The sequence below is a fragment of the Streptomyces sp. NPDC053076 genome, assembly GCF_044546845.1.
Lineage (GTDB): Bacteria > Actinomycetota > Actinomycetes > Streptomycetales > Streptomycetaceae > Streptomyces.
On record NZ_JBITZL010000005.1, the window covers coordinates 106,580 to 124,564 of the forward strand.

33 protein-coding genes and 1 pseudogene are annotated in these 17,985 nt (G+C 70.5%); 3 read left to right on the forward strand and 31 right to left on the reverse strand.

Annotation, left to right across the window (positions count from 1 at the left end; translation table 11 throughout):
• Window position 1 precedes the first annotated feature (1 nt).
• The 17 genes from ACIGYR_RS21635 to ACIGYR_RS21715 all read right to left on the reverse strand — a co-directional run bounded on the left by ACIGYR_RS21635 (window position 2) and on the right by ACIGYR_RS21715 (window position 10,505).
• The gene (locus ACIGYR_RS21635) at window positions 2-1,174 is read right to left on the reverse strand and encodes a hypothetical protein (RefSeq protein WP_399600498.1); all 1,173 of its coding nucleotides are present in this window, start codon (window positions 1,172-1,174) and stop codon (window positions 2-4) included.
• Window positions 1,171-2,283: a hypothetical protein gene (locus tag ACIGYR_RS21640; protein ID WP_399600501.1), complete on the reverse strand. Its 1,113-nt coding sequence runs from the start codon at window positions 2,281-2,283 to the stop codon at window positions 1,171-1,173. The genes ACIGYR_RS21635 and ACIGYR_RS21640 overlap by 4 nt, the downstream gene beginning before the upstream one ends.
• A 10-nt stretch (window positions 2,284-2,293) precedes the next feature.
• Window positions 2,294-2,677, reverse strand: coding sequence for a hypothetical protein (locus ACIGYR_RS21645; RefSeq protein ID WP_399600504.1), 384 nt, complete (start codon window positions 2,675-2,677; stop codon window positions 2,294-2,296).
• Window positions 2,678-2,756: 79 nt separating this feature from the next.
• Window positions 2,757-2,981 (reverse strand): helix-turn-helix domain-containing protein, encoded by a 225-nt coding sequence (locus tag ACIGYR_RS21650; RefSeq protein WP_399600507.1) that lies wholly within the window; start codon window positions 2,979-2,981, stop codon window positions 2,757-2,759.
• A 122-nt stretch (window positions 2,982-3,103) separates the two neighbouring features.
• Window positions 3,104-3,361: a hypothetical protein gene (locus tag ACIGYR_RS21655; protein ID WP_399600509.1), complete on the reverse strand. Its 258-nt coding sequence runs from the start codon at window positions 3,359-3,361 to the stop codon at window positions 3,104-3,106.
• A 50-nt stretch (window positions 3,362-3,411) separates the two neighbouring features.
• Window positions 3,412-3,714, reverse strand: a complete 303-nt coding sequence (locus ACIGYR_RS21660; protein ID WP_399600510.1) for a hypothetical protein — start codon at window positions 3,712-3,714, stop codon at window positions 3,412-3,414.
• 2 nt (window positions 3,715-3,716) lie between these two features.
• Window positions 3,717-3,935: a hypothetical protein gene (locus ACIGYR_RS21665; protein ID WP_399600512.1), complete on the reverse strand. Its 219-nt coding sequence runs from the start codon at window positions 3,933-3,935 to the stop codon at window positions 3,717-3,719.
• Window positions 3,936-3,945: 10 nt separating this feature from the next.
• Complete coding sequence (locus ACIGYR_RS21670; RefSeq protein WP_399600515.1) at window positions 3,946-4,443, reverse strand: hypothetical protein; 498 nt, start codon at window positions 4,441-4,443, stop codon at window positions 3,946-3,948.
• An 88-nt stretch (window positions 4,444-4,531) separates the two neighbouring features.
• Entirely contained in the window at window positions 4,532-4,708 is a 177-nt protein-coding gene (locus ACIGYR_RS21675; protein ID WP_399600518.1) for a hypothetical protein, read from the reverse strand.
• Window positions 4,709-4,733: 25 nt separating this feature from the next.
• On the reverse strand, window positions 4,734-5,129 hold the full coding sequence (locus ACIGYR_RS21680) for a hypothetical protein (RefSeq protein WP_399600521.1): 396 nt from the start codon (window positions 5,127-5,129) through the stop codon (window positions 4,734-4,736).
• Window positions 5,130-5,350: 221 nt separating this feature from the next.
• A complete protein-coding gene (locus ACIGYR_RS21685; protein ID WP_399600523.1) occupies window positions 5,351-7,405 on the reverse strand; it encodes a hypothetical protein in 2,055 nt (684 codons plus the stop codon).
• Window positions 7,406-7,412: 7 nt separating this feature from the next.
• Entirely contained in the window at window positions 7,413-8,624 is a 1,212-nt protein-coding gene (locus tag ACIGYR_RS21690) for a hypothetical protein (protein WP_399600526.1), read from the reverse strand.
• Between the two features lie 22 nt (window positions 8,625-8,646).
• Window positions 8,647-8,853 carry a hypothetical protein gene (locus ACIGYR_RS21695; protein WP_399600528.1) on the reverse strand — a complete coding sequence of 69 codons (207 nt, stop codon included), beginning with the start codon at window positions 8,851-8,853 and terminating at the stop codon, window positions 8,647-8,649.
• Between the two features lie 227 nt (window positions 8,854-9,080).
• Complete coding sequence (locus tag ACIGYR_RS21700; protein WP_399600530.1) at window positions 9,081-9,245, reverse strand: hypothetical protein; 165 nt, start codon at window positions 9,243-9,245, stop codon at window positions 9,081-9,083.
• Window positions 9,246-9,428: 183 nt separating this feature from the next.
• The gene (locus ACIGYR_RS21705) at window positions 9,429-9,653 is read right to left on the reverse strand and encodes a hypothetical protein (protein ID WP_399600533.1); all 225 of its coding nucleotides are present in this window, start codon (window positions 9,651-9,653) and stop codon (window positions 9,429-9,431) included.
• 112 nt (window positions 9,654-9,765) lie between these two features.
• A complete protein-coding gene (locus tag ACIGYR_RS21710) occupies window positions 9,766-10,032 on the reverse strand; it encodes a hypothetical protein (RefSeq protein ID WP_399600535.1) in 267 nt (88 codons plus the stop codon).
• Window positions 10,029-10,505 carry a DUF6907 domain-containing protein gene (locus ACIGYR_RS21715; protein WP_399600537.1) on the reverse strand — a complete coding sequence of 159 codons (477 nt, stop codon included), beginning with the start codon at window positions 10,503-10,505 and terminating at the stop codon, window positions 10,029-10,031. The genes ACIGYR_RS21710 and ACIGYR_RS21715 overlap by 4 nt, the downstream gene beginning before the upstream one ends.
• A gap of 266 nt (window positions 10,506-10,771) precedes the next feature.
• Between ACIGYR_RS21715 and ACIGYR_RS21720 the strand changes: the two genes are divergently transcribed.
• The 3 genes from ACIGYR_RS21720 to ACIGYR_RS21730 all read left to right on the forward strand — a co-directional run bounded on the left by ACIGYR_RS21720 (window position 10,772) and on the right by ACIGYR_RS21730 (window position 12,177).
• Window positions 10,772-11,038: a hypothetical protein gene (locus ACIGYR_RS21720; protein ID WP_399600539.1), complete on the forward strand. Its 267-nt coding sequence runs from the start codon at window positions 10,772-10,774 to the stop codon at window positions 11,036-11,038.
• A gap of 105 nt (window positions 11,039-11,143) precedes the next feature.
• The gene (locus tag ACIGYR_RS21725) at window positions 11,144-11,773 is read left to right on the forward strand and encodes an NUDIX hydrolase (RefSeq protein WP_399600541.1); all 630 of its coding nucleotides are present in this window, start codon (window positions 11,144-11,146) and stop codon (window positions 11,771-11,773) included.
• Window positions 11,770-12,177 (forward strand): NUDIX hydrolase, encoded by a 408-nt coding sequence (locus tag ACIGYR_RS21730; protein ID WP_399600544.1) that lies wholly within the window; start codon window positions 11,770-11,772, stop codon window positions 12,175-12,177. The genes ACIGYR_RS21725 and ACIGYR_RS21730 overlap by 4 nt, the downstream gene beginning before the upstream one ends.
• Window positions 12,178-12,224: 47 nt before the next feature.
• Here ACIGYR_RS21730 and ACIGYR_RS21735 read toward each other — a convergent pair whose 3' ends face one another.
• From ACIGYR_RS21735 to ACIGYR_RS21800, 14 genes and pseudogenes are all read right to left on the reverse strand, one after another.
• Window positions 12,225-12,452 (reverse strand): hypothetical protein, encoded by a 228-nt coding sequence (locus ACIGYR_RS21735; RefSeq protein WP_399600546.1) that lies wholly within the window; start codon window positions 12,450-12,452, stop codon window positions 12,225-12,227.
• Complete coding sequence (locus tag ACIGYR_RS21740; protein ID WP_399600547.1) at window positions 12,449-12,610, reverse strand: hypothetical protein; 162 nt, start codon at window positions 12,608-12,610, stop codon at window positions 12,449-12,451. The genes ACIGYR_RS21735 and ACIGYR_RS21740 overlap by 4 nt, the downstream gene beginning before the upstream one ends.
• A 17-nt stretch (window positions 12,611-12,627) precedes the next feature.
• Complete coding sequence (locus ACIGYR_RS21745; RefSeq protein ID WP_399600549.1) at window positions 12,628-13,242, reverse strand: hypothetical protein; 615 nt, start codon at window positions 13,240-13,242, stop codon at window positions 12,628-12,630.
• Between the two features lie 34 nt (window positions 13,243-13,276).
• Window positions 13,277-13,498 carry a helix-turn-helix domain-containing protein gene (locus tag ACIGYR_RS21750; protein WP_399600552.1) on the reverse strand — a complete coding sequence of 74 codons (222 nt, stop codon included), beginning with the start codon at window positions 13,496-13,498 and terminating at the stop codon, window positions 13,277-13,279.
• A complete protein-coding gene (locus ACIGYR_RS21755; RefSeq protein WP_399600555.1) occupies window positions 13,495-13,674 on the reverse strand; it encodes a hypothetical protein in 180 nt (59 codons plus the stop codon). Before ACIGYR_RS21755 ends, ACIGYR_RS21750 begins: the two co-directional genes overlap by 4 nt.
• Window positions 13,671-13,862 carry a hypothetical protein gene (locus tag ACIGYR_RS21760; protein WP_399600557.1) on the reverse strand — a complete coding sequence of 64 codons (192 nt, stop codon included), beginning with the start codon at window positions 13,860-13,862 and terminating at the stop codon, window positions 13,671-13,673. Before ACIGYR_RS21760 ends, ACIGYR_RS21755 begins: the two co-directional genes overlap by 4 nt.
• Window positions 13,859-14,125, reverse strand: a complete 267-nt coding sequence (locus ACIGYR_RS21765) for a response regulator transcription factor (protein ID WP_399600560.1) — start codon at window positions 14,123-14,125, stop codon at window positions 13,859-13,861. The genes ACIGYR_RS21760 and ACIGYR_RS21765 overlap by 4 nt, the downstream gene beginning before the upstream one ends.
• Window positions 14,122-14,313: a hypothetical protein gene (locus ACIGYR_RS21770; RefSeq protein ID WP_399600563.1), complete on the reverse strand. Its 192-nt coding sequence runs from the start codon at window positions 14,311-14,313 to the stop codon at window positions 14,122-14,124. The genes ACIGYR_RS21765 and ACIGYR_RS21770 overlap by 4 nt, the downstream gene beginning before the upstream one ends.
• On the reverse strand, window positions 14,310-14,459 hold the full coding sequence (locus ACIGYR_RS21775; RefSeq protein WP_399600565.1) for a hypothetical protein: 150 nt from the start codon (window positions 14,457-14,459) through the stop codon (window positions 14,310-14,312). Before ACIGYR_RS21775 ends, ACIGYR_RS21770 begins: the two co-directional genes overlap by 4 nt.
• 166 nt (window positions 14,460-14,625) lie before the next feature.
• Window positions 14,626-15,021: a hypothetical protein gene (locus ACIGYR_RS21780; RefSeq protein WP_399600568.1), complete on the reverse strand. Its 396-nt coding sequence runs from the start codon at window positions 15,019-15,021 to the stop codon at window positions 14,626-14,628.
• Window positions 15,014-16,060 carry a hypothetical protein gene (locus tag ACIGYR_RS21785; RefSeq protein ID WP_399600570.1) on the reverse strand — a complete coding sequence of 349 codons (1,047 nt, stop codon included), beginning with the start codon at window positions 16,058-16,060 and terminating at the stop codon, window positions 15,014-15,016. The genes ACIGYR_RS21780 and ACIGYR_RS21785 overlap by 8 nt, the downstream gene beginning before the upstream one ends.
• Before the next feature lie 200 nt (window positions 16,061-16,260).
• Window positions 16,261-16,641, reverse strand: a pseudogene (locus tag ACIGYR_RS21790) (hypothetical protein); the annotation flags it as partial.
• 32 nt (window positions 16,642-16,673) lie between these two features.
• Complete coding sequence (locus ACIGYR_RS21795; protein WP_399600572.1) at window positions 16,674-17,123, reverse strand: hypothetical protein; 450 nt, start codon at window positions 17,121-17,123, stop codon at window positions 16,674-16,676.
• A gap of 30 nt (window positions 17,124-17,153) precedes the next feature.
• Window positions 17,154-17,972, reverse strand: a complete 819-nt coding sequence (locus ACIGYR_RS21800) for a DNA-methyltransferase (RefSeq protein ID WP_399600575.1) — start codon at window positions 17,970-17,972, stop codon at window positions 17,154-17,156.
• Between the last annotated feature and the right edge of the window lie 13 nt (window positions 17,973-17,985).

Here is a 17,985-nt window from a genome sequence, read left to right on the forward strand (position 1 = left end):
CCTAGCTGGCGCCGAGCCACACGTTGTTGGCGTCGGGGGTGTAGCCGGACAGGGTGATGCTGGTGGGCAGGCTGGTCTGCCCGGAGGCCGACCTGCAGAAGCGGTACGAGCCCGCGGCCAGGTTGGCATTGCCGGGGGTGAAGGTCGCGCCCAGGGTCGAGCCGCACGCGAAGGTCGGCGACGTGGTCCCGTTGAACAGGAGCGCCAGGTAGTACCGCCCGGCGGCGGCGCTGTACGAGGACGTGAGGCTCATGGCCTTGTTGCCGGCCGAGTTCCACGTTGTCGACATGTCGCCTGTGACGCCGCGCCGTGTGCCGGTGGTGTCGTACAGCCCGGCCAGGCACTGGTTGGCGGTGAGTGTGGCCCCTGCGGTGCCGATGACCGCGTTGATCTTCGCGATGGTGGCGGCCTGCCTGAGCACGATCTCGATCAGGTAGATGAAGCCGGCGCTGAGCGTCGTGCCTGTGGCGGTGCAAGCGGCCGGATCGAAGGACCAGGTAATCAGACCCTGGTCGGCGGGCGTCCACACGTTGCCGTAGGCGGCGACCGTGGCATAGGTGGCCGACAGGTCCGGGATCTGCGCCGAGGGCACCTTGGTGCCGCTGTCGAGGCTGGCGACGCCGTTGGCGGCTGCTCGTGCGGTGGCGAGGAGGTAGCGGCTGTCGCCGGTGGTCTGGGTGAGTGCGCCGATCGCTGCGGGTGTGACGGGGTCGCTGCCGCCTGAGGCGTGACTGCTGGCGTGTGCGGTGGGGGTGCGGGCGTCGCTGAGGCGGCTGTCGGAGCCGCTGGCGACGGTGCCCGCTGTGGTGCCGATATTGAGCGTGGCGGCGCCGCCGAGGCCCAGGTTTGTGCGGGCCGTGCTCGCGTTGGAGAGGTCGGACAGGTTCGCGGTCTTGGCGAGCTTGCCGTCGGCGTAGGCGCGGTCTCCGTGCGGGTCGGTGGCGATCGTGTGCGCGGCGACTGCAGTGCTGGCTGCGCCGGCAGGGTCGGCGCCGACATCCGCCGCATCGAGAAGGACGTTGCCGTCACCGTCAGGTGCGACGCTGTTGACGGTGGCGACGCTGGCGTGGCCGGGTACCACGATGGTGGTGTCGACCTCGATGACGGTGGCAGGCTGGCCGCCGGTGACGTCGATCGCGTCGGGCGCATCCTCGCCGGTGACCTGGATTCTCACCGGGTCACCTCCGGCGATATGACGGCCCGGCCCTGCAGGATCCGCACCACGGTCGTGCCGTTGACCATCTCCAGGTCCCACACGCCGTTGCGGGTGAGGGTCTCCGTCTGGGCGGCGGGGATCGCGAGCCGCACAGCGTTGCCGAGGACGGTCAGGTAGGGGGTGAGGTCGAGGAGGAGGTCACCATCATCTGCGGGCGCGGAGCGGATCTGTGCGCGCGCGGACCAGCCGTCCCATGTGAAGTCGGCCGGGTCGGTGATCGTGTAGGTCTGCATGAACGTCGCGCCTTGCTCGATGCGGAGGTCCCATCGTCCGGCAGACATCTCGGCCACCTCCGGGATCGGTGAGCTCGCGGCGTCGGCCATGAGCGACGAAGCGGCGGTCAGGGCGGCGGTGGTGCGCGCGGACAGGGTCGGGGCCGCGTTCAGAGCCGCGTCGGCCGTAAGGGAGCTGTCGGCGTGGGCGGACATCGTAAGCGCCGCGGTGAGTGCGGTGTCGGCGGTGAGGTCCGCTGTGCCGGTCCATACGGCGCCGTTCGCCAGGGTGTTGACATTGTCGTAGGCGGCGTAGTCGGTGGCCCCGGCATCCCTGTGGACCCACAGGTCGAGGCGGCACTGCTCGGCGTAGTCCGTAACCCAGGAGGGTGTGGCGGCCGTCCGCCGGTTCGTCCACGTCGTGCCGTCCGGCGAGGTGTCCCAGTAGACAGTCCCGGCGCTCTCGCGGAGTCGCAGCCAGCGGTGGGTGGTCGAGCTGTAGGTGATCTCGACGGCGTTGTCGTCCCAGAAGCCGACGTTGGACTCGATGCGCAGCATGCCGCTGACGGCGTTGTAGTGGAAGCCGATGCTGGTGCCATCCACGGGCGAGACGACATGCATGTTGCAGCTGACGTCACTGCCGCCGGACGCTGCCGGAACCGCGGCAAGCTTCAGGTAGACGGTGGCCCCAGCGAAGCTCCACGACGGTCCTGTGCGGTAGCTGGCGAAGCCGCCCGCCACGGCGGGCACCCGGGCTTGGCCGCCGGTCTCGTTCGCGCCGCCGTAGCTGTCGCCCCAGTCCGGGCCGATCGTGCCGTCGTTGAAGTTGTCGACCAGCGTGGAGAGGCTCGGCACTGCGGCCTCCCTATGCCAGCGAGAACGCGAGCGCCGCTGCGACCAGCCTGAGCTCGTCGCCTGCGGCGACGGTGCGGGAGACGGTGAGCGGCCCGTACCAGAGCCGCACCGGCGTGCCGGCCGAGTCCCACACCTCGACGCCGACGACGGTGCAGGCGGGCATGTTCGTCCACACCAGGTCGGCCGAGTTGCTGGTGGCTCCGTTAACGGATGCGCCGACGGACAGGGTCTGCCGCGCGTAGCCGCCGCCGGTGACTTCGGTGCCCGCGGTCGCATCGTCACCGGCCGCGGTCACGAGGGCGACCTTGAGGGGGGTGGTGGGGGCTGTGGGGCTGCCGCCGAGGAGCCAGTCCAGGGCTCTGTTTTCCGCGGTGTTGGTCAGCGCGTCGGCCACGCGGCCTCCTTCAGCTGGGCGCCGCGTGGCGCGGGATGGGGGTCCCGCCGCCCGGGACGGAGAGCGGACGGCGGGACGATCAGGCGGCGCGGGCTGCCTCGCGTTCGGCGAGTACGCGCTTGACCTCGTCGAGGTCGGGCCGGTTGAACAGGGCCGGTATTCCGCGGCCTTGGCTCGGCAGGGCGGCTTCGAGGAGCCCGCGGTGCACCCACTGCCGGATGGTGGATTCGCTCACCTCGGCGTACTCCGCGGCCTGCTTCGGGTTCAGCAGGTCTTTCGGGTAGAGGTCGTAGAGGCGGCTCATCACACCCCCTGACATGCGAAAACCCCCGCCAGTTGTCGGCGGGGGCTCGTGTGGTTTTTGGGCGTGCAGTGTCCAAGCACCCCTAGTGTTACAGCAGGTCAGGGGCTATGGCAAGTAGATCCCTATTCGGTGCTCTTGGCATGTCGCTGCTTGCCTAGTTCGATGGCCTTGTCGGCTTCCTCGTCGGTGAGCTGATCGACGGGTTTGCCAAGTTCGGCGGCGAGTTCGTCGGCGGCCTTCCGGATCTCTTCGAAGGCCGGGTTCCACAGGCCGCTGGGCCCGAGGCGGCGAACCAGTGGGTGCTGGCTGCTGGCACCCGGCTTCACGCTGTCCGGGGTGTAGGGATCGGAGCCCATCGGCTTACCTCGGCGCGGCTTCATACGGCCATTCTCCTACTACTGGTTTGTGTTCTTGGCCAGAACAGTGGTGGTCAGGCCCATTCCCAGTTCTGGCGGGCACGGGCGGCTCGGTGGGCGGCGTCGCCGATTTCGGTGGCGAGGCTGCCCCAGTCGGCGGGCATGAGGCGGTGCCGGGCAGCCTTGTGAAGTAGGTCGCCGATGCGGGCGGCTTCCCGGGGCGAGATGCTGACCGGGCCAGCGAGGGAGCCGCCGAACAGGTCGGCGATCTCGCACCATTCGTGGCCGGTGAGGGTATCGGCGAGGTGCTGGCCGAGGTTGGAGATGGTGAGGGCGGACCGGGGGCCGCGGGCTCCGTGGCTGATGCTGACTCCCATGGTCAGCCCTTCCTGAGGTGCTTGAAGCGCTTCGGGAGCCGCTTCCCGGCGTCGATGACGGCCTGGTTGAGCCGCAGGTACTCCGGGGTCTCCGTCGTGATGCCGGCGGCGGCTTCGCGGGCCGCGTTCTCGTAGAGGGCCGCTTCGGCGCGGCGGAACTCGGCGAGGAGCCGGTTCTCGTCGGCGTACTCCTGGATGGCCTTCTTGCTGGGCTTGGGCATGGCTGTCTCCTTAGATGCTGCGGCTGTGGGCGAGTTCGGCGGCCTGGTCGAAGGCGAGGAGCACGGGCGCGGCGCTGGCCTGCTGTCGGTTCCAGGACGGGATGGTCTCGGCCTGCCAGTGCCGCTTGATGACTTCGAGGAGGAGGAAGCAGGCGTCGTCGGCCTGGCGGCGGCTGGCGGCCTCACGGCGAATGGCTCCGATCGCACACCGGCGCCCGTCTTCCTCGAGCATCGCCTCGCGCGACCAGCCGTCGGTCTGCAGGCGGATCCCTGCCCGGTGCAGGAGCGCGGCGATCGGCGTGGTGTACGGCGCAGGAACCGCGGTCTGCGGCAGGTGCGGCATGGTGATCTCGACCGGCTGCTCGGCGGGCAGGTGGGCGGTGTTGACCTCGAATCCGACGGCGGCCTGGTCGAGGCGGGCGTCCATGGTGAGGCTGGCGAGCGCGAGCCGGTCGTCGAGGGTGAGCGGTGCCGGGCGGGTTGCGGGGGCGCGGGTGAGCGTGGTCATGTGGGCTGGCCTTCTGCGCGGTGGCGTGTGGATGGGTGGCGGGGCGCCCCTGGGTTGCTGGCAGGCTTCAAGGGGCGCCCCGGCGGAGCTACTTGCGGCCGAGTGGCGTGGACGCGTTCGCCCATGACAGCTCGGACAGTTCGCTCGGGTGGGCGCCGCGCTTGTTCCGCTCGACAATCTCGTTGGCGATCCGTTCTGCCGCGGCGGCATCGCCGCGCTCCATGGCAGCTACGAACTCGCGGACGGACTGGTGCCTGTACTGCACTGTGATCTCCTTCGTGTGGCGGATGTCAGCGGCCGAAGCGCCGCTTCTTCGGGTCGGGCATGTCGGCAACCTGCTTCTCCAGGCCGCGGATCTCGGCTTCGTCGAGGTGGCCGACGTACCCCTTGGGGAGTGGGCCGGCGACCTGCGGGGCGGGTGCGGCAACGTTGCGGAGGCCGGCGGGCTTCTGCTCGTAGACGGGCCCGTACAGGCGGCAGATGTCCTCGGCGCTGTAGCCGCTCTCGGTGCAGGCGCTGCCGGTGAAGGGGAGCTTGCCGGTGAAGACGTACTCGCTGTACAGCTGCGCGTCCTCGTAGGGGGCGACACGGCGGGCCACGTCCATGACCACGTAGTAGGGCGTGTTGAGGCGGGCCTGCCGGGCGAACTTCTTCGAGTCGCGGGGCTGCCAGATGCGTCCAGCCATGATGATCTCCTGTCGGGTGCGAGTGAGCTTTGCCCTGGTTTGGGCGGTTCGATGGGTGGTCGGCGCCCGGTCGGCGTCTGGTTTGCGGTGGTATGTGACCCGGTCGAGGGCGCACGAGGTCGGTCCGTCGACCGATTCGAAGAGCGGTCGGACCGGGGTGCATACCGGGCTAAACTGGGTCAAGACCATGAGCTGGCCGGGTCCTGACCGGGTGGTTTGCCCTACTTGCCAAGCGCCTCGGTGAGCTGCTCGCTGGTGTAGCCGTTCGGGTTGGTCATGCCGTCGATCGCCCCGAGCTTTCGGGTGCCGCCTGCCTTCGCCTCACGGAGCCGGGCCTGCAGGTCCGCCTCGGTCATCCCCTGGTAGCGGTCGGGACGGTAGGCGGCGAGCAGCTCCAACAGCCGCGGGGTGCGGGCCCGGTCAACTCCGTCGGCGTCGAGGACAGTCAGGCAGTCGGTCAGCAGCTCCTTGCGCGCCGCTGCCTCCATGTCGGCCTTGCCGTACTCGGCGGCGAACCCGGTTAGCGTGCCAGCGTCGATGCGCAGCTGCCGACCACGCAGGCAGATCTCCCTGAACTCGGGGATCGTCATGAAGTCGGTCCGCAGGGTGACGTGGCCCTCCTCGCCGCCTTGGTCGAGGACGACGACTCCCTTCTGCGAGTCGATCAGCATGTGCGGTGCGGCGCCCGCTGCGACGGCGTCGTCTCCGAGGACCATGCGGGAGCTGGCGGCGCCCTTCACACGGAAGCAGGCGGTCTTGCGGCACACGTTGCGCAGCATGGTCGGCACGCTGCTGGCGTCGGGGCGCTGGGTGATGAAGAGGCCCATTCCGCCGGCGTACCGGCTGACGCGGACGTACCGGGCCATGGTCTCGACGAGGACTTCCTTGCCGTTGCGGCCCTTCTCCTTGCTGTCGGGGTCGTCGTCGGTCTTGATCTTCATCATGGCTGCGGCGTCCAGGAGCTCCTGCAGCTCGTCGACGATCAGCAGGGTCAGGCCGCGGTTCCACTCCTTGGCCAGCTCGGGGGTGAGCTTGCCTTCGGGGCAGCGCTCCGGCTGCTCCTCGGACAGCTGCTCCAGGCGCACGCCGACCTTCTGCATGTCGGCGATCAGCCCGTTGAGCAGGTCGAGGAAGGCGAGGATCTTCTCGGGGGTGTTGCCTGCCACGTAGGAGTGTGCGAACTGCTTGGTGGCGGCCCAGTCCGGGCCGGCCTTGCCGGTGGCGACGTGGACGGGCATGTTCGGGTCGAGGGCGGCGGCTGCTGCCACGAGGCGGGCGAAGAACGACTTGCCGTAGTCGGGCAGGCCGCCGAGGAGGATGGAGCACCACACCAGTTCCAGCAGGTGCCGGCCGCCGCGCGGGTCGGTGCCGAGCGGGATGCCGTTCTGCCAGAAGTCCCAGCGCTCCTGGGTGAGCAGCGGCGAGGGGACGGGCTTGGTCCCGTAGGGGTTGGCTTCGCTGGCGACCCAGAGGACGAAGCGTCCTTCGTGGCCGTCCTCGGAGGCGTCGGCGTGCATCTCCACCTGGGACTTCTTCACCCGCAGGGCCGAGGCGAGTTCCTCGGCGCGGGAGATGGCGGACGACGCCTTCATGCCGCCGGGCAGCTCCACGGTGGCGGTCCAGCCGGGCCCGGCGGGCTGAATGATGCCGACGAGACGGGTCTCGTCGCGCTGGGCTTCGCTGATGATCCCGGCCTTGACGAGGGCGGTGATGAGGTCGGCTTCCCCGAGGACGCGCCCGTCGTGCCGCTCGCCGAACGTTCCGATCGGTGTCGGCTCGCCGGGCTGGCTGCGGTCACGGCCGTGGAAGGCGCCGACCCCCCAGGTGCCGAGGAGCGCCACCGCGTCGAGCCACAGGCTGCCGGTGACGGCACCGAAGCCCACTCCCCCAGCGACCGCGCCGGCCGCGGCGGCGGTCTTGCCTAGGAAGGTCTTGCGGTGCTGCTTGTACTCGGCGCGGTACCGGTCGGCTTTGTCCTTGAGGCTGCCTGCCGCGTGCACGTCGCCGGCCGCGTCGCGCACGGCTTGGTCGGCATCGGCGATCAGCTGCGGGTAGTGGTTGTAGTAGCGCTCCAGCCACCGCCGGCCGAGCTGCCGGTAGCCGCGGAAGGTGTGCGGCAACAGCGCCAGGGAAGCGATCCGGTTGGTGCGCTCGGCGATGACACGCACCGACTCGATCGGCTTCCGGCTGGTCGGCTCGCCCTTGAAGACGGGCGTCTCGGCGGGCGGCGGGACGAGGGCGAGTGTGGCCCGTTCCTCGGGCAGCGGCATGGCCATGGCGGGGTCAGTCCTTCATCTCGGCGCGGACGGCGTCGCGGAGTCGGATGGCGTAGTCGTTGCGGCAGCCGACGGTCTCGCGGACGTTGCGGGCGGACAGTCGGTCCGTACCGCCGAGGGCTGCCGCAAGCTTCCTCACAGCTTCCAGATCTGCCTCGGCAAGGGGCTTCTGCGGCTCGCTGTCGGCCGTACTCGCAACCGGGCCTTTCCCTTTACCCCCAAGGGATTCACGGGCCTTGGGGGTGCCGCCACGCGGCCCGTCGCCGGGCCTGCCGGTAGAGGTTCCAGATCCCCCTCCGTCGCCGCCGTTGGGGCCGAACAGGTCGGCGAGGAGTAGCTCGACGGCGACTCGCTCCGGGGACTGCTCGGCGTGGGCGAGGACGGCGGAGACGTCGGCCTCGGCGTCGAGCCGGTCGGCGATGACGCTGGCGGTCACACCGAGCGGTGCGCCCTCGATGTCCCACCAGGCGCGAGCCCAGGCGTCCTCGGGCTTGAGGCTGCCGAAGGGGGCGGCGAGCAGCAGCTGCTTCTGCCGGTCTGCGACGGCCTCGAACTTCCGGCGACGGCCCTTCTCGTGCTTGGCGCGGGCCTTCTCCTCGGCGCGCTTCTTCGGGTCGGTTGCCGCGGCGGTAAGGGTGAGCACCCACTGGCGGACTTCGAAGAACAGCGGGCCGCCGAGGGTGACCGCGGCGAGGCCGAGGCCGGCTACTCGGGCGTCGGACTCGCTGACGCCGTGGCCGGTGAGGCTGAGCCCGTACTTGTAGTTGATGTTCGCGGCGAACCCGGCCGCGGCCAGCGACAGGGCCCGCAGCAGCCACCGCACCCAGACGGGCAGCTTCCGCTCGTCGGCGTAGGCGACACCGGCGGCCATCACCCAGGCGGCGCCCTCGACGGCGGGACCGATCGGGAACAGCATCCAGTGGATGGCGACGAAGTGCAGCACCTGCGCGGGCAGGGAGGCCAGCGCCGACAGGCCGACCAGCCCGAGCGTGCCCTTGCGGTAGACGTTGCCGGGGGTGAGGGTCTTCTCGCGGCGGGCCGCGCGCGCCTGACGGCGTTGGGCGCGGTCGCGGCGCTTCTGCGCCTTGATCTCGCGCTCTTCCTCGCGGTCCTTGCGACGCTCGGCGCGACGCAGCTCGGCCCGGTGCTCCTCGGTCAGGCGCTGCTGCTCGGCGTCGGCGGCCTTGTCGGCTCGGCGCTCCTCGAACCAGCTGCTCACGGTGATCGATTCCTCTCGGGTGTCAGTCGGCGGTCTGGACGGTGGGCGCGGGGCGGTGCTTCAACCAGGCGATGACGCCGGCCAGAAGCCAGGCGGGGCCGGGTACGGCGCCGAGGATCGCGGCGAGACCGGCGAAGGCGAGGCTGACCGGGGCGAGCGCGGCCGGCCAGGCACCGATCGCGATCAGGTACAGGCCCAGCAGGGCGACGGCGAGGATGCGGAGGAGCATGACGACCTCTCACAGGGTCGAGACGGATGGTGGATGGTGGATGGCGGGTGGCGCCCCGGGCCCGATTCGGTCGGGCACCTCGCGGCTGGGCCGGGGCTGGTGCCGGGCGCGGCTGGGGGATGTGCCGCGCCCGGCGGTCTAGTCGGCGTCCTCGTCGAGGTCGCCCCACTCCCACGCGAAGGAGCGCATCTCGTCGTCCTCCCAGTCGGGCGGCGGCTGGTCGGCCATCAGGCGGCGGCCGGCAGGTGCAGGCCGTCGAGCTCGTCGACGAGGCGGGGGCCGAGCGGGGTGACAGCGTCGACGGCCACCGCGTGGTCGCGGATCAGCTGCCGCTGCTCCGGGTCGGCGTCGATGTACTGGCGGATCAGACGGGCACGGTCCTGAATGGACATGACGGATCACGGATCCTCTCGGGATCGAACGGGGTGAAGGGGTGGGGTGCCGCGCTGGCGGACTGGCGGGGGATGGATGGATGCCGCCAGCGCGGCGGTACAGGGGGCCCTACTTGGGCCGGTTGCTGCTCGCCTTGTTCAGCTCGGCGAGCTTGCGACGCAGCTCCGCGTACTCGGCGGCGGTCACCGGTCGCCCCGCTCAGCGTCGAGGGCGGCGAGCAGGCCGTGCAGGACGTAGTGCAGGCCATAAGCGGCGCTGATCATCGCGTCCTGGTCGTGGATGTTCGCCTGGCCCTTCTCGGCGAGCACCTCGCGCGCCCGGTCGATGGCCCGCTGCAGCGGCGGGACGGCGACGTGCGCGTCCTTCTCCGGGTCGTGCAGCGGGTCGAAGGTGTCGGCCACGGTCACCAGCCCCGGATCTTCATCGCGCGGCGGCGGTCGGCCGGCTCGGTCGGCAGCGGCGGCAGGTCCGGCGTCGGCTCGACGCGGCGAAGGTCCACCGGCTTCTTCTCGGCGGCCATCACGCACCACCGATCAGGTGGAGCTGGCCGACGGCGGCGAGGGTGGCCCGCGAAGCGGCCATCACGTCCTGCGCGAGGACGAGACTGTCGAACTCGGCCCCCGACAGGTCCCGGGTGTCCATCGCGGCGGACAGCTCGGCGGTCCGGGCCGAGGCGACCTCGTAGCGGACGATCGCGCGAACCACCTCGGGCGCGGCGAGCGCCAGCTCCAGGCGGCGCATCGCGTCGACGGCGGCCGACGGAAGCGGGGCGGTGGGGGCGCTCATGCGACGACCGCCTCAGCCTCGGCCGCCACGTTGTGCAGGCGGGCGGTACGGATGAGCTGCTGCAGGTCGGAGGTCAGCTTGAGCAGCTGCTCCACCGCGTCCTCGGCCTGGTCGACGGTGAGGTGCGCGTCGTCGCTGCCGTCGTCGAGGACGATGTGCGCCTGCCGCAGCCGCTCGTCGTGCGCGGCCGGGTCCTGCTTGATCGTCGCGTACAGCTCGATCGCCACCCGGCCACCCAGGAACGAGCGGATGCCCAGGTGCGCGGTCTCGGAAGAGTGGACGACATCCTCGACGGCGATCTGCCGGTCGGCGACGTGGTCCTCGGTGCACCAGTCGGCGCAGGCGACGAACACGAGCTGCGTCGGCTGACCGGGACGGCCGATCGAGGCCGGAGCCAGGTGATAGCCCGGCGCGAGGGCCGGGAAGGCGGTGACGGTACCCAGGCTGGCCTGGGTAGACTGCTGTGTAGCCATGAGGGGTCCCTTCAGACAGTCCTCGTGGTAGGGCCGGCCTGAGAGGTAGGAGTCTCGGTGTCCGGCCCGATCTTCTTTTGTGCAGCGCCCGCGGACTCGGTCCGGTAGGAGTGGGCACGGCGATTAGGCCGCCGCTCGGCTTGCTCGGCGTCTAATTTGTTGCAGGACCACCATGGCACGGAGCCACCCCGAGCCGCAAGAACTGGCGCAACAAAGTAGACGCGGATTCTGGCCTCACGGCATGCGCGCGTGAGAGCATGCTGGTCATGGCAGCGAAGACTCCGACACTCGACTCCGCCCGCAGGGCAGCTCTTCTCCGCAAGGTCGACCGAGCCGCCGCTGCTCATGAAAGGACGCGCCGGCGCCTCGAAGAGGCGGTAGCTGAAGCCCACGAGGCCGGCATCTCGCTGACCGACGTCTCGGTACGCGCGGGCTACAGCCGGGAGTGGGTACGGAAAGCGACGATGCGCATCGGTGACACGCAAGAGTCTGCACTGCCTGCGGCTGACGATTTGGACCATGCCACTGAGTGAAGCCTGTGGCCTCCATGGCGGCCACGCGCATCCAGTGCAGTGCCGACGCAGCAGGAGTGCACTCGCAATGCAGGCGGCCCGAATCGATCAGGCAAAGGGGCGAAAGTGGACGTCATCGACACGTGGACCGGCCGCACAGCGTGCGCTCTGCAGCAGGCCCTCCGGATGACGAACGACGGCTTCGCCGACCACCTGGGGGTGGCCGTCCGCACCGTGGCCGGCTGGCATTCGTCGCCGGACATCGTGCCGCGAGCTGAGATCCAGTCCGCCCTGGACACCACCTACGAGAGGTCGAGCCCTTCGGTGCAGCGCCGCTTCAGTCTCCTAACCCGCCCCAAGCCGAACGCCGTCGAGGCCCAGGCCCTGCGCGTGGCGATCGCCGTCGTCACCAAGGACGACGAGGTGCTCCTCGTCTGCCGCCGCGGGTCGGATTCGCTCAGTTGGCAGTTCCCGGCCGGGGTTGTGAAGCCGGGCGCCTCACCTGCCGTCGTGGCAGTCGAGGAAACCCACGCTGAGACCGGCGTCCGCTGCACGGTCCGCGAGCAGTTGGGCTCCCGCATCCATCCCGTGACCGGCGTCGTCGCCGAGTACCTGAGCTGTGAGTATCTGCTGGGCGAAGCGGCGAACAGGGATCCGATCGAGAACGCCGAAGTGGCGTGGGTGCCTCGCTCGCAGCTGACCCGCTTCATCCCCGAGCAGTCCATCTACCCGCCCGTCCTGGAGGTACTGGCATGACCGAGACGACCACGAAGCCGGGAATCTCCGCGGCGATCATCACCGACGGCGACAAGGTGCTCATGGTCCGGCGCCGGGTGAAGGAAGGCGAACTGTCCTGGCAGTTCCCGGCCGGCGGCATCGAGGACGGCGAGACGCCGGAAGAGGCCGCGGTGCGGGAAACGCTGGAGGAGACCGGCCTCAAGGTTGAGGCCGCCTCGCTGATCGGTCAGCGGGTCCACCCGAAGACCGGCCGCGAGATGTCGTACACGGCCTGCCGGGTGATCGACGGCGAGGCCCACGTCGCCGACGCGGACGAGCTCGACGCGGTCGCCTGGGTGACGCTTGCCGAGATCCCCGAGTACGTGCCCTACGGGCTGTACGAGCCGGTGCAGGAGTACCTGGAGGCCACGCTCAGCGCGTAGCCGGACATGCGTGAAGGCCCCACCCGGGTGTCCGGGCGGGGCCTTCGTCATGTGGTGCGCTCGATGGCCAGGCAGTCGAGGTTGTCGGCTTCGAGGTCGATGGCGGCAGCGGCGGTGCGGAGGTCGCAGTCGGGGTCGTCGGCGAGGTCGCGGCAGCTGGTGGCGATGGCGCGGAGGAGGGCGACGACGGCGTCAGCTCCGATGTACGGGTGGCCGTCGGTGGCGGTGACGATGGGGAGCTGGCTGGTTGCGTGCTCGACGGGCTCGTCGGTCACAGCCACCTCCACCGGGCCGGTTCCAGGGTTTCGTCGTCGTCGGCGTTGTCGAGCCAGGCGTCGAGGCAGGGCTGGCAGAGCAGGGTGGCGTAGCCGTGCCAGTGGGTCCAGCGGGCGACGGCGGGCCGGGTGCGGCGTCGGCCGTTCTCTACGATCATCGTGCAGCACTGGCAGTTCATGCGGCGGCCCTTCGTGCGGGTGCGAGTCGGAGCATTTCGGCGTGCCCGTATTCGGTGCCGCAGTGCCGGCAGTCGATGCTGTCCATGTCGAGGCTGACGCGGAGTATCTGTCCGCACTGGCAGGCGACGGGGACTTTGACCGGGGGTTTCTCTGCGCCGGTGGCGGTGCGGCAGCGGCGGACGATCAGCCAGAGTTCGTCGGCGAAGTCGGCGAAGGCCGTGTGCGAGGCGGCGGCCCAGTTGAGGTTGAAGCGGAGGGTGCCGACGGCGTGGTCCAACCGCCGCTGGAGGGTGCCGGTCTCATCGACGGTGGCCCGACCGTAGGTCTCCCAGTCGCGGACCCAGCCTTCGAGCGGGCCGAGGATAGGACCCCGCTCGGTCTGCAAGTTGAGTACCTCCAAGCGCAACGGCAGGGGGGCCGTGCGGCTGCCGGAGACGGCGGGCCCGCCGGAGCCACTGCCGGGGTGGAGGCTGTCGGCGAGCCGGGCGTACAGCCCGTCGGGGCCGGCGAGCGTGGCGAGGTTGGCGGCGACCCTCTCGGTGCAGGGCCGGCAGGTCTGCTGCTCGGTGTCGTACAGGCCGGTGGCGCAGACGGTGCAGACAGCGTCCATGGCGGTGCCTTTCGTGCGGGCGGTGCGGGGCGATTCAGCGGGGCTGGGTGTCGTGGGCGAGGCTGATGACGAGGCGCATGCCGGTGAGGGCGAGGATGCGTTCGGCCCACGGGATGGTGAGGACGGCTCGGCCGGTGAGCATCTGGTTGACGTGCTTGTTGGACAGGCCGAGCCGACGGGCGGCTTCGGCTTGGCTGATGCCGTGGGTGAGGAGCGCGGCGGCTACCTGGGTGCGCAGGTCTTGTTCGGCGCTCACTGCGTCTCCCGGTAGCGGTGGTCCCAGGCGAGGTGGGGGTGGAGGATGTCGAGGGCGCGGTCGACCGGCGTGGGCTCGGGCGGGGCTGTCGGGTCGACGAGCCCCCAGTCGATGGCGATCTCGGTGGGGAGGGTGACGGGGATGCTGATCTGCTTGATCCTCGGTTCGCTGGTCACAGCCACTCTCCTGCGATCTTGACGTCGACGATGCGGTGGTACTGCCGTGCGGTCACGCCTTGCCGTCGGAGGTCGCGCCAGCGTGGGTCGACCGGGTCGGCCAGTTCTTCGGCGCCGCGCTGGCAGAGCAGCTCCCAGTCGTGCCACATGGGGTCGCAGTCGCCGAGGGCGAGCTGGTCGGCGGTCATGCGGCAGCCTGCTTAGACCGGGGCGGCAGCAACTCGACTTCGTGCGGGTGGATGAGCCCGCGGATGAGGCAGATGGCGATGGCGTGGGTGCGGTCTCGTGCGCCCAACTGCTCGTAGGCGAGACGGAAGTGGGACTTCACCGCGTCCTCGGACAGCCAGAGCTTCTTGGCGATGGCGGCGTTGCTGTAGCCGCTGGCGGCGAGGCGGAGCACCTCAAGCCGGCGGGGCGTGACTAGGCGCTGATCAGATGGAAGACCTCTCACGATCGCCTCCCGTCGTCCAGGAGGAGCCGGAGGCCCAGGTAGGCGGCGATGCAGATGAACGTGGCAATCCCGACGCCGACCGCCATCTCGGCCAGCTGGCCGGCGAGGACGGCGAGCCCTACGAAGGTGAGCGGGATGAGCGACAGCACGGCCCACCCGGCGGCGCGGCGAACGATGCGGGTCTTCACGACGGCCTCCGCTGCTGGGGTACGACCCGTCCACGGCTGTTCAACACGCCGTCGGCGCGGGCGAGGAGGAGTAGGGCGCGGCGGATCACCGCGCCGGGGCGTTGGCCGCGGCGGGCGTAGGCGGTGAGGATCGGTGGGCGGGTCATGGGCTGTTCCTGTCGTTGGGCTTCAGTGGCGCTGTGCGGGCCCGGGAGGGGGCGGACCCTCCCGGACTGCGTTCTCGGGCTGTGGGGCCGTCAGGCGGGCGCTGACGGCCTCTCTCGCCCCTCTGTGGAGGCCGCGCTGCCTCACGCGGCCCCGGACGGCTGCGGGCTAGCGGGACGTGACGCGTGCCGCTTCGTAGCGGGCGCGGGCCGCGATGAACGCCTCATCAGTGCCGCCCCGGTCGGGATGAGCGGCGGCCATGACGGCTTTCAGCTCGGCAAGGCTCGCCGGTTGCGCCTGCTCGATGACGGGTGGATTGAGGTAGACCCTCAGGTCGGGCTCCCACCAGCCAGCCGACCTCCGGACCACCTGGCCGTCCCGTTCGAGGGCCAGCCTGTCCACGAAGCGCTCGGGCCGACCGTCCCGCGTGCGGTAGTAGATCCGCTTCGGGGTCTTCTTCGTGACCTGGAACTGGACGACGCGCGTCGGGTGCCAGTCGTCGTTGCCGTCGTAGCCCTCAGCCTCAATGGCGTACAGGTACTCGATGCGGGTCAGGTCAGCCACGGCGCGTCTCCTCGTCCGTGTCGGGCTGCCCGGACCGCGGGGCGTCGTCGGCTCCGATTCCGAGGATGTGCATCGGGTTCATGGTGGGGGGCTTGAGGGCGCAGCCGCCCATGTAGGTGTGTTGCTCGCTGCACTGGCGACTGCACTGCGCCTCGCCGTCCTGTGTCGGGTCCTGCTGCGCCTCGCGGGCGAGTTCGTCAGCCCAGCCGCGCACCTGCTTGGCGGCGGAGCGTCGGTAGATCCGGGTCAGGCCGTCCTTGTCGCCCTGCTCGGCGTCAGCGGCGAGCCGATCGGCGACCTCGGCGTAGACGGCAGCGCGGTCCACGGACGGCCCGTCCTGCTGCGCCTCGCCCGCCAGACGACGCAGCCACCCGATCACCGTCTGCCACTCGGCGTAAGTCTGGCTCTCAGGGCGGAGGATGGCGACGGCTCGTGCGTCGAGGTGCTCGGCGAGGCTGGTCAGAGTCTGCGGGCGGACGTCGAGGGCGGTCTGCTGGTCGGGCGCGGGCAGCGCGGCGGCGAGTGCCTCGTCCCGCTGCCGCCCTGCCTCGTTCATGATCTGGATGGCGCGGATTGCGGTCCACGTTGCGACGTTGGTGTCGGCGGGGATCGGGCCAAGCAGCGCGGCCAGGACCGCGTCGGCGATGGCGAGGCTGCGGTGGCGGTCCTCCTGTCCGTAGGTCGGGTACAGCGCCCCGGCGATCCGCTCCCGCAGCGTGTCCCGGTCGGTGGCGGGCGCCGGGCCGGCAGAAGCGGCGGCGCTGGCCTCTGCGGGCGTCGGACCATGCCGGTCACCGAACGGGCGCGGCCACGCGCTGGGGTCGGCCATGAACGCGTGCGCCCAGTCCTGCCGATAGCCGCAAGCGGGGTCGGAGCAGTGCCAGCCGTCTCGGTGGGCCATCAGGACGACGCTCACGTCGTGCTGGTCGTTGCCGCACGTGAACGGGTGCATGCCGCCGTACTGCTGGAAGTTGTTGAGCGCGGTCACCTGCTCGGGCGTCCAGGGGGCGCGGATGGTGCGGGCGGTCTGTTCGGTCACGGTCGCTCCTGGTGGCTGGTGCGGGCGGTCGGTCGGGGTGTGGGAGGCTGGGGCCGGCCCGCCCGTGGTTGCTGCACGGGCGGGCCTTGCTGTGGGTGCGATCACGGCGTGGGCTGTTCGCACGCCGGGTCGCAGCACTTCTCGCGGGGGCCGTAGTGCACTGCGGGCTCACCGGCGAGGTCGAAGCCGTCATGCGTCACGGGGTCGACCTCAGGGTGGGTGAACCGGACCGGCTTTCCCAACTGCCGGGCGTAGGCGATCTCGGCACGGGTGGAGTCGCCGACGTAGTCGCCGACCACAAGCACCTCGTCGGCGAGGCGGATCTTCGCCCGGTGCAAGCCGTCCAAGCGGACCTTGCCGGCCTCAGCCTCGGCGGGGTTCTCCCACAGCGGGTGCGAGGTCTTCATGTCGCAGCCGGGCTTGACCACGATGTAGCCGCCCCAGGTCAGTTCGCGGTCGGCGTCGGCCATCTGCTGCATGAAGCGGGTGCTGCCGCAGATGGCGACGATCGTCGGGATGCCGAGCAGGGCCTTGCCAGTGGCGAGCTTCTCTTCTGGGGTGAGGAGCTGGGGGTACGACACGGGGTTCCTCCTGGTGGTTGGTGTGGGTGTGGTCACGGCCGGGCGGCGCGCTGGTGGCCGATCTGGCCGGACGGGTCGAGGTAGGCGAGGCCGTCGGTGGCGGTGAAGATCTCGCCGACGGCGCCGCAGTCGTTGCACTGGACACGGCGGGCGAGTTCGGCGCGGAGGCGGCGGATCTCGTCGGCCATCGCCTTGGCCATCTCCGGGCTCATGGCGGCGACGTAGGCGGCGTCGGCCTGGACCTGTGCCCAGTCCTCTTCGGCCGTCCAGTCGCGGTGGGTGGGGTCGTTGTCGAGGGGCTCCTCGTCGAGGCGGCAGATGGTGCGGCGGGCGCTGTAGCCGGTGCCGGTGTCCTCGAGGTCGGCGGCGATCTCGAGGAGGTTGTCGCCTCCGTACTCGTAGACGCCCCACGGTCCGGGGGTGGCGGCTGCGGCGCGGGCTTCGATGGCGTCGAGGTTGAGGGGCTGCGGGTCGTGTGGCATCGGGTCTCCAGGGGTGATCAGGGCGGGTGGTCAGGCGGTGGTGAACAGGTCGGCGGCATACGGCTCGTCGAGCCGGCGGGCGCCCTTCTCCGCGTACTGCTCGCGCTCTTCGATGCCGATGGCGGGACGACCGGAGCGGCGGGCGGCGTCGAGGGTGCTGCAGCTCCCGGCGAACGGGTCGACGACGAGACCACCCGGCCGGCAGCCGTAGGCGATGAGCGGGTCGAGGAGCGGCAGCGGCTTCTCGTCGGGGTGGCGGCGCTTGCCCCGCACCGACGGAACCTTGATCACGGAGCGCATGAGGCGAGTGCCGTCGTCGACGTAGGTGCAGGCGGCGATCGCACCGGTGTGCGAGGTCCGCGAGTCCCGGCCACGCGCGGACTTGTCCGGGCCGCTGTACGGAACGCGAGGCACGTCCTGGTGGGCGTCACTCCACGGAAGGCCGTGGTACCAGTGCAGGACGTGTTCGTGGACGCGCTTGAACCGGTCCGTCGCGAAGCCGGTGCCGTTGTGCTTCTCCCAAACGACGTTGACGTCACCGAGGATCGGCTCACCGTCCTCGTCATGGCCGACGACGTCCTGCGACAGTCGCCAGCCGGCGGCACGGAACTCGTGGGCGCGGTCGAGGAACATACGCTGGCTGCCGAAGCACCACATGGTGTTGGCGTACTGGGCGGCTACGTCGAGCCAGCCGGTGGGCCAGCGGTCCCAGCTGTGGGAGGTCTCGCCGAACGGCGGGTCGGCAACGAACAGGTCGGCTTGTATGTCGAGTTCGGGCAGTACCTCCTCCATCTTGCCGAGGTACAGCGTGACCTGGTCGTCGGCGCTGCGGTAATAGGGCTCGATCACGCGGGCTCCTTCG